This is a genomic window from Variovorax sp. P4_D9, assembly GCF_056401695.1.
In genome coordinates, this window is sequence record NZ_JBFUIU010000391.1 from 1 (window position 1) to 8,346 (window position 8,346).

An 8,346-nucleotide genomic window follows, 5' to 3' on the forward strand; every position below is an offset into this window, starting at 1 on the left:
AGTATCTAGGCATCTATATGCCAGAGCGCTTGACCTGCATCAAGGCAGCGATGGAACGGCAATAGGCCACTACCCGGCAAGGTAAGGTCCATCGCGTTGATTCACATCAAGCCTCGCCGTGCAAGCGCACCTACAGTGAATCTTCGCAGGGCCATTCCAACCCGATCGAGGACACAGATGAAAATCACGATTCACAGCGGCTCTACGACTCCGGCCGAGCTTCAGGTGGGCACATCTCACCATCCCTACTTGGGCCCGCTCCCCGAGGTCGTCTGTCGGCCGTGTCGCTCCCGGCGCGCCACCTCAGGGATCTCACGCAGAGCGTGCGAGCGTCCATGCGCTTCGTGGCACTCGAGACGGTCGACGACGCCATAGCGGCAGCACTCGATACCAAGAACCGTCGCACAGCCCAGTCGCGTCATGCACACGTCCATGGACCCTCCCCAGGCCAGCATGTCACCGCTGAGGTCCGGTGGATGGTCGCTGGCTGGCAACTGGACTGTGCGCGGACTGGGCGACATGCCAACAGCGCTCGACGCGCATGCCTGCGGCCCGGGGCCTGTCGTACTGGACGGTGCCTCGCTCGCCGCCATCGACAGCGCTGGCGTGTGGGTGCTGCAACGCTGGCTGCGCCGCCACGGCGCAGCGGCCGCCTTGCGCGACTGGCCGCCGCGCATGCAGATGCTGATGACGCTGGTCGGCGAGCAGCCCGACCAGCCCTTGCCGCAGCCGCCCGGCTCCTCGCCTCTGGAGCGGGTGGGACGCCAGGCCGATGCTTCGGCACAGCAGGCGCTCGGCCTGCTGCGCTTCGTAGGACAGGCCGCCGTGGCCACGATGGGATTGCTCGCGCGCCCGCGTCGCATCCGCTGGCGCACCGTGTTGCGCAACATCCAGGTCGACGGATTCGACGCGCTGCCCATCATCGGGCTCACGTCGTTCCTGCTCGGTGTCGTCGTGGCCTACCAGGGCGCGGACCAGTTGAAGCACTATGGCGCCAACGTGTTCGTGGTCGATCTGGTCGGCTACGCGATGCTGCGCGAGTTCGCGCCGCTGATGAGTGCGATCATCATCGCCGGACGTTCGGGCTCCGCCTATGCGGCGCAGATCGGCACCATGGTCGTGACCGAGGAGGTCGACGCGATGCGGACCATCGCGATCGATCCGATCGAACTGCTCGTGTTGCCTAAGGTACTCGCACTGGCCATCGCCCTGCCGCTTCTGACCGTCTTCGCGGATGTGACCGGCGTGCTGGGTGGCATGGTGATGGCACGCGTGCAGCTGGACATCGGCTTTCCGGAGTTCATCGACCGCTTCGGGCGAGAGATGCACGGCTCCACGCTGCTGGTGGGTGTCGGCAAGTCGCTGGTGTTCGCGGTGGTGATTGCACTGATCGGCTGCTTCCAGGGCTTTCGCACGCGCGGCAGCGCCGACAGCGTGGGGCGACAGACAACGAAGAGCGTGGTGCAGTCGATCTTCCTAGTGATCGTCGCGGACGCCTTGTTCTCCGTGGCGTTCAACATGCTGGACCTCTAGCATGGGGCCGGCAGACACCGTGATCGCGATGCAAAAGGTCTGCACCCGCTTCGGCAGCCACGCAGTGCATACCGATCTCGACCTGGAGGTCCGGCGCGGCGAGATCCTCGCGATCGCGGGCGGCAGTGGCTCGGGCAAGTCGGTGCTCATGCGCGAAATGATCCTGCTGCAACGGTCAACTTCCGGGTCGATCCACCTGTTCGGCCACGACATCGAGACGCTCACCGCGCCGCAGGCGCACGCGCTTCGCCTGCGATGGGGCGTCATGTTCCAGCACGGCGGGCTGTTTAGCGCGCTCAACGTGCGCGAAAACATCGGGCTTCCGCTACGCGAGCACAGCCGGCTCGATCGCGCGCTGATCGACCGCATCGCCGAATGGAAGCTGTCCCTTACCGGCCTGCCGCCGGACGCCGGACTCAAGCAGCCGGGCGAGTTCAGCGGCGGCATGCTCAAGCGGGCCTCGCTGGCGCGCGCCATCGCCCTCGATCCCGAGCTCCTGTTCCTCGACGAACCCACCTCCGGGCTGGACCCCGACAGCGCAACGGGCGTGAGCGAACTGATCCTTCGCACCCACGCGCTGTATGGATTGACGATCGTGATCATCACGCACGACCTTGACCTGCTGTGGCAGGCCTGCGACCGCGTGGCGGTGCTGKGCGAAGGGCGGGTGCTGGCCAGCGGCTCCATGGAGGAGCTCTCGCACCACGCTCACCCCGTCGTGCGCGGGTACTTCGAAGGGCCGCGCCAGCAACGGGCCGCCGCAACGGCGACGCAAGTGCGTCGTGACAAGGGAGCACCATGGACGACAAGGTGAACTACGCGGTGGTCGGCGCGTTCGTGCTCCTGCTCGGCGCCGCGCTGGTGGCCGGCGTGCTGTGGCTCGCGGCCGGCGCTCACGGCGGCAAACGGTACAGCCCCTACCAGTCGATCATGCGCGAGTCCGTGGCCGGGCTGAACGTGGACGCGCCGGTGAAGTACCTCGGCGTCGATGTCGGCAAGGTCAGGGAGATCGCGATCGATCCCGCGGATTCGAGCCAGGTGCGCCTGCGCTTCCTCATCGAACAGGGCACGCCGATCAAAATGGACACTGAAGCGGTTCTCAAGACGCAGGGTCTCACCGGCATCGCCTACGTCGAACTCAGTGGAGGAACCGCCGGTTCGCCGCCACTGCGCGCCGTGGAGGCCGGGGAGATTCCGACCATCCGTTCCATGCCGTCGCTGAGCACGCGGCTCGAAAGTGTGCTCACCACGGTGCTGACCAGCGTGGACCGCATGTCGACCAACCTGAACGCCACCTTCGACGCCGACACCCGCGCCGCCGTGAAGCAGATGCTGGCGGACACTGCGACCCTGACCCACACGCTCGCGACCCAGCAGGCCGCGCTCGCCAGCGGCATCGCCGACGCGACGCGCACGGCCCGGAACACGGCGCGCGCAAGCGAGCATTTCGCCTCGGCGATTGACCGGGTCGCGACCGCCGCCGATTCGGTCGACAGGATGGCAAAGTCCGTCAGCGCCGCCGGCGATCGTGCGGGCCGCAGCGTGGAAGCGGCGGCGGGCGGCTTCCAGGAGATCCGCAGCGACGCCGCGCCCGCGCTGGCACAGTTGCTCAGTGAGTTGAACCAGCTCGCCGTCTCGTTGCAGCGTCTGAGCGAACAGACCGAACGCAACCCGAACAGCCTGCTGATGGGCGCCCCGCAGAGAAAGCCGGGACCCGGCGAAAGGCCCCCCCCATGAGGCACCGATCCCGTCGTGCCGCTTGCGGCACGCTGATTGCCGCGATGCTCGCGGGCCTTCTGGGCGGTTGTGCGTCGTCCCTCCTGCCGGAGCCGGCCGCCCCGCCTGCGCTGTTCACGCTCTCCGCCGAAGGCGAGGCATTCGCCGCGCCTGCCCTGGCCGAGACCGCGCCCACACTGATCGTCAACCTCCCGCGCGCTGCCCCGGGCTTCGACACCTCGCAGATCGTTTATGTGCGGCGACCATACGAGATCGAGTATTTCGCGCACAACCGGTGGGTCGACACGCCTTCGAGCATGCTCGCGCCGATGATGGTGGGCGCGATCGAACGCTCGGGCGCATTCCACGCGGTTCTGGGCGCGCCCACTTCGGCCACCGGACAATTTCGTCTGGAGACCGAACTCGTCCGCCTGCAACAAGATTTCTCCACCACGCCGAGCCATGTCCGCCTCACCCTGCGCGCCACGCTGGTGGACGCCACGAGCCGCCGAGTCATCGCGAGCCGCGAGTTCGATGTGCGTGCCAATGCACCACGCGACGACCCTTATGGCGGCGTGATGGCGACCCAGCGTGCGGCGAGCCAAGTTCTGCCCGGGCTGGCGGCTTTCTGCGCCGAATCCGCCGCCCGCTGAGTACCACTGTTCGACGACCCGCACCCTGGGCGCCTCGCCCTCGGCCGTTGGCTCGACTCGGACGATGTCGGCTATGTCATGGTGCCGGTGCCGCCTGCGCGTCGCCGAGGCCGCCCGGTCCAGGGTCGGCCACCACCGCCGACGACCAGCCATCAGCCGCGATCATCGGGATCCGCCGTGCGTACCACCGGCAGCTGCGAGTGCACGAAGTCCAACGCGTATCGCAGCGCCCCCGCGCTCTGCGCGTGGAGCGTGAAAAGCGGCTGCCCGCGCTCGACGCGGTCGCCCAAGCGCAAGTGCATCACGGCGCCCGCTGCCAGATCCCGCGGCGCGCCGGCCAGCTTGGCCGCCCTGGCGATCAGGCGGGTGTCGATGCCCGCGACGACACCGCTCGCAGGCGCTGTCACGCTGTGGGAATGGGCCGCCCTGGGCGGTACGCGCATGCCACCCTGCGCTTCGCAGATCGCGATGAACTTCGCCAGCGCGCGGCCATCGTCCAGCACCTCGCGCGCCAGGTCCGCGCCCAAACCAGCGGCGACTCTTCCTGCCATCTCCAGCACTCCGCCCGCGAGCAGCAGCGCCCGCTCTCGCAGGTCGGGCGGTGCATCGGGTCGTCTTTCAAGTACGGCCATGACGTCCATCGCCTCCAGCGCCGGACCCAGGCCGCGGCCCACCGGCTGGCTCCCGTCGGTGAAGATCGTGCGCACCTGCAAGCCCAGCGCCGCGCCGACCGCCACCAGGCTCCGGGACATCGCCTCGGCCGCGGCGGCGCTGCGGACCTTGGTCTGCGGGCCCAGGGGCAGGTCGATCAGCACGCATTGGGATCCGACGGCGGCCTTCTTGGACAGAATGGAAGCCACCAGCAGGCCTTCGCTGTCGAGGCTCAGTGGCCGCTCGACGCGGATCAGCATGTCGTCGGCCGGACTGATCCGGGTATGGCCGCCCCAGACGATGCAGCCGCCCTCGCGCTCGACCACGCGCCGCATGGCCGGCAGGTCCAGAGCCACGGGCGCCAACGTCTCCATGGCATCGGCAGTGCCCGCCGCCGAGGTGATGGCGCGCGAGGAGGTCTTGGGCATCGTCAGCCCGTACGACGCCACAATCGGCACCACCAGCAGGGTGGTCCGGTTGCCGGGCAGCCCGCCGATGCAGTGCTTGTCGACGACGGGCGTTGCGGCCCATGTCACGCGCTCGCCGACATCGACCATCGCCCGGGTCAATGCCACTGTCTCGTCAAAGTCCAGCCCGGGGCCTGCGCACAGGGTGACGAGGGAGGCCAGGTGGATGTCCGACAGGCGTCCCCGGCTCACGTCCTCCATCAGTGCCCGCAGGTCCGGATAGCCGAGCCGGCCGCCGTGCACCTTGGTGCGCAGGTGCGCCAGCGACGCCAGCACAGGCGGATGACGCACCTCGACCTCATCACCCTCCGCGGCGCCGAGCAGGGCCCAGGCCGCGTCCGACAAGGCAATCTCGTCGCGTCGCAGCCAATCGTGGCTTACGTGATGAAGAATGGCCAACAGATGCCGGCCGCCCGAGATCACCTCGACCTGGGCCTGGGCCTCGAAACCTTCGGCGCGGCACACAGGGCAGTCGCTGCGCAGGTACACCACCGGCTGCTGGTAGGTGTCGATGCCGGCGCGGCGGGCGGGCAGTCGATCAAGGGCCATGGCGCGGCGCCGCGTCAGAGCGCCCGTGACTCGAGATAATCGGGCACCCTCACCGGCCACGCGTGCCGCTCCTCGATCGCCAGCCGCAGCGCATCGGCCGCGACCGGTTCGCCATGCGTGACGAACACGTGCCGCGGGGGCGCGGGCATGGCGCCGAGCCAGGCCAGCAGCTGATCGCGATCGGCATGGGCAGAGAGCATGTCCAGGTTGGCGACTTCTGCTCGCACCGGCACGTAGGCACCGTGGATCTTGACCGATGGGGCGCCTGCGACGAGGCTTGCGCCGCGCGTCCCCGCGGCCTGGAAACCGGCGAAGAGGATGGTGTTCCTGGCGTCCGGGGCGTAGGCTTTCAGGTGGTGCAACACGCGCCCGCCGGTCGCCATGCCGCTGGCCGACACGATGATCGACGGATAACCCAGGTGGTTGAGCCGCTTCGATTCTTCGACCGTGTTGACGATGATCGCCCCCTTGCTCAACGCATTGCACTGCTGCACGCTCAGTCGGTGCTCATCGAGATGGTGGCGATAGATGCGCGTCGCGTCGATGGCCATCGGGCTGTTCAGGTAGACCGGCATGTCTGGAATGCGATGCGCTTCCTTCAGCAGATGGATGCAGTGCAGCAGGGTCTGGGCGCGCCCCACGGCAAAGGCGGGAACGACCAGGATCCCGCCCCTGGCGGCAGTTCGATTGACCACCGCGGCCAGGGCGGCCAGCACATCGCCTTCGCGATGCAGGCGGTCGCCATAGGTCGACTCGATTACCACGTAGTCGGCCGGAGGCGGGCTTTCGGGGGGACGCATCACGAGGTCGTCGCTGCGCCCCAGATCGCCCGAGAACAGGATGCTGCCGCCGTCCCATTCGATTTTCGCGCTGGCCGCGCCGAGAATATGCCCGGCCCGCTTCAGCCGCCAGGACCAGCCGGGCCAGGGTGAATGCGACTGCTCGAATGACACGGTTTCGAACCGGTTCAGCGCCGCGCGGGCCTCCGCCAGGGTGTAGAGAGGCAAGGCCGGCTTGTGCTTCGAGTGGCCGTGTCGGTTCGCGAAGTCGGCCTCTTCTTCCTGCAGCCAGCCCGAATCGGGCAGCAGCAGATCGCACAGGTCGCGCGTGCCCGCGGTGCAGTAGACCGGCCCCTTGAAGCCCAGCTTGATCAGGCGCGGCACGAAGCCGCTGTGGTCCAGGTGCGCATGGGTCAGCAGCACCGCGTCGATGTCGCCGGCCTTGACCGGCAGCGGCTCCCAGTTGCGCAGCCGGAGCTGCTTCAGGCCCTGAAACAGGCCGCAGTCGACCAGAAGGCGTCGGCCTTCGTGCTCAAGAAGATACTTGGACCCGGTGACGGTACCGGTGCTGCCGAGGAACTGGATGCGCATCGTCTTGTGTCCTTCGAAGGGCCATGCCGATTCATCTGCCGGCTTGAGGCGAGCCCGGGTGTGCCGAGCGCTCGACGCCGAGCGGCGCCGACGGCTGCGAGACTTCGAACCAACCGACGTGCAGGGCATCGTTGTCGTCRCCAAGCCCAGCAGCCACGAGGACGACGGTCGCGAGCAGCGTTGCGAGGACAAATCCGACCGCCCTCAGCGTTCCTTGGGCAGCGATGATGTGGCGGGCCATGTCAGCGCACCAGCAGGACCGGGACCTTGCACCGCGCCAGCACCTTCGTGGCGACCGAACCGAGCACGAGGTTCTTGAGGGCGCCCGAGCCGTGCGAGCCCATGATCAGGAGATCGAACCGGCCCGCCTCGGCGTACGAAGCGATCTCCTCGGCCGGATGGCCCACCTTGTGGGCGAACTGCGCGTCGATGCCCTGCTCGGCCAGCAGCGCACGCACGGGCTCGAGCACCACCCGGGCATCGTCGTCGTAGTAGGCGTGGACCAGGTCAGGCCCCGCGAATACCGCCGCCCGGTGTGGAACGGGCAGCACCGCGTAGAACACGGTCCATGCGTGGCCTGTCACCCACGCATCCTTGTGCGCTCCGAGGTAGGTGATCATTCGCTTCGTGTACTCGCTGTCGTCGACGGCAAGAAGAATCTTCATGGTTTCTCGTGTCAGGAAGTCCGGATGGCGGGATATTGGCCTGCGCGCGGACAGTCCGGCTTGCGCCAGGTCAATTCGGCGATGCCCCGCGGCAGCGAATCTGCCATGGCACAAATCACCGAATCAGCCGTCCAGCGGTACACCTCCGCCGAACCGACACACCCACTGATCGAACAGATCCTTGCGGTAGGCCTCGATCGCCTTCTGACACGTGGCCAGTTGCTCGTTCTGGCTGCTCTGGGCCAGCATCCAGGTATCGAGCAGCATTCGCTGCCATTCCAGCGCTATCGTCAGGACACCGTCGCCGAGTGGCGGTGGCGAGGAAGCATCGATCGTCATTGCGTACTCCTGTGGTCGGTCACCCATGCCGGGAGGCGAAGGGCGATGGCAGGGGGGGCATGCAGCCGGGCCTGCGAGCCAGGTGATCGTAGGCGTGCAGCCAGCACGCGCCATGACGCAGATCAAGGCACTGCGAACTCCTCACGTCATGCGCACCGGAGTCCGTTGGCGGTGGCGCCCACGTCGCATCCGGGCCGCGGTTTGAGCGACGACAAATTGATCTCGCGCAAGGCTCGCCGAAGAACGACTCCTAGACTTCTCCTAGACTGGATGCGTCGGCTCGCCGCCACTCAAGGGACGGCCCGACGACACCCTTTCAATCAACCACTTCTGGAGTGACGACCATGACTGCGCTGACCCGTCTCGACCGAATCGACAACCTGTTTCCGGAGCTGTCCGCCGC

General features: G+C 67.6%; 9 protein-coding genes. 4 read left to right on the forward strand and 5 right to left on the reverse strand.

Translation table 11 applies throughout. The annotated features are described in order from the left end of the window. The first annotated feature begins 432 nt into the window (after positions 1-432). Genes AC1DY5_RS32215 through AC1DY5_RS32230 form a run of 4 tightly spaced genes read left to right on the forward strand, consistent with a single transcriptional unit; the run spans position 433 to position 3,902 of the window. Positions 433-1,533 (forward strand): ABC transporter permease, encoded by a 1,101-nt coding sequence (locus AC1DY5_RS32215; protein ID WP_478118092.1) that lies wholly within the window; start codon positions 433-435, stop codon positions 1,531-1,533. Position 1,534: 1 nt separating this feature from the next. Beyond that, on the forward strand, positions 1,535-2,347 hold the full coding sequence (locus AC1DY5_RS32220; RefSeq protein ID WP_478118094.1) for an ABC transporter ATP-binding protein: 813 nt from the start codon (positions 1,535-1,537) through the stop codon (positions 2,345-2,347). Then, positions 2,332-3,270: an MlaD family protein gene (locus tag AC1DY5_RS32225; RefSeq protein ID WP_478118095.1), complete on the forward strand. Its 939-nt coding sequence runs from the start codon at positions 2,332-2,334 to the stop codon at positions 3,268-3,270. Before AC1DY5_RS32220 ends, AC1DY5_RS32225 begins: the two co-directional genes overlap by 16 nt. Positions 3,271-3,314: 44 nt before the next feature. After that, complete coding sequence (locus AC1DY5_RS32230) at positions 3,315-3,902, forward strand: ABC-type transport auxiliary lipoprotein family protein (RefSeq protein WP_478118097.1); 588 nt, start codon at positions 3,315-3,317, stop codon at positions 3,900-3,902. 152 nt (positions 3,903-4,054) lie between these two features. Here AC1DY5_RS32230 and AC1DY5_RS32235 read toward each other — a convergent pair whose 3' ends face one another. The 5 genes from AC1DY5_RS32235 to AC1DY5_RS32255 all read right to left on the reverse strand — a co-directional run bounded on the left by AC1DY5_RS32235 (position 4,055) and on the right by AC1DY5_RS32255 (position 7,943). Continuing rightward, positions 4,055-5,569, reverse strand: coding sequence for a thymidine phosphorylase family protein (locus AC1DY5_RS32235; protein WP_478118099.1), 1,515 nt, complete (start codon positions 5,567-5,569; stop codon positions 4,055-4,057). 14 nt (positions 5,570-5,583) lie between these two features. Continuing rightward, a complete protein-coding gene (locus AC1DY5_RS32240) occupies positions 5,584-6,939 on the reverse strand; it encodes an MBL fold metallo-hydrolase (RefSeq protein WP_478118101.1) in 1,356 nt (451 codons plus the stop codon). A 31-nt stretch (positions 6,940-6,970) separates the two neighbouring features. Continuing rightward, positions 6,971-7,180: a hypothetical protein gene (locus AC1DY5_RS32245; protein WP_478118102.1), complete on the reverse strand. Its 210-nt coding sequence runs from the start codon at positions 7,178-7,180 to the stop codon at positions 6,971-6,973. 1 nt (position 7,181) lies between these two features. Then, on the reverse strand, positions 7,182-7,604 hold the full coding sequence (locus AC1DY5_RS32250; protein ID WP_478118104.1) for a universal stress protein: 423 nt from the start codon (positions 7,602-7,604) through the stop codon (positions 7,182-7,184). 123 nt (positions 7,605-7,727) lie between these two features. Continuing rightward, positions 7,728-7,943, reverse strand: coding sequence for a hypothetical protein (locus AC1DY5_RS32255; RefSeq protein WP_478118105.1), 216 nt, complete (start codon positions 7,941-7,943; stop codon positions 7,728-7,730). Positions 7,944-8,346 lie beyond the last annotated feature (403 nt).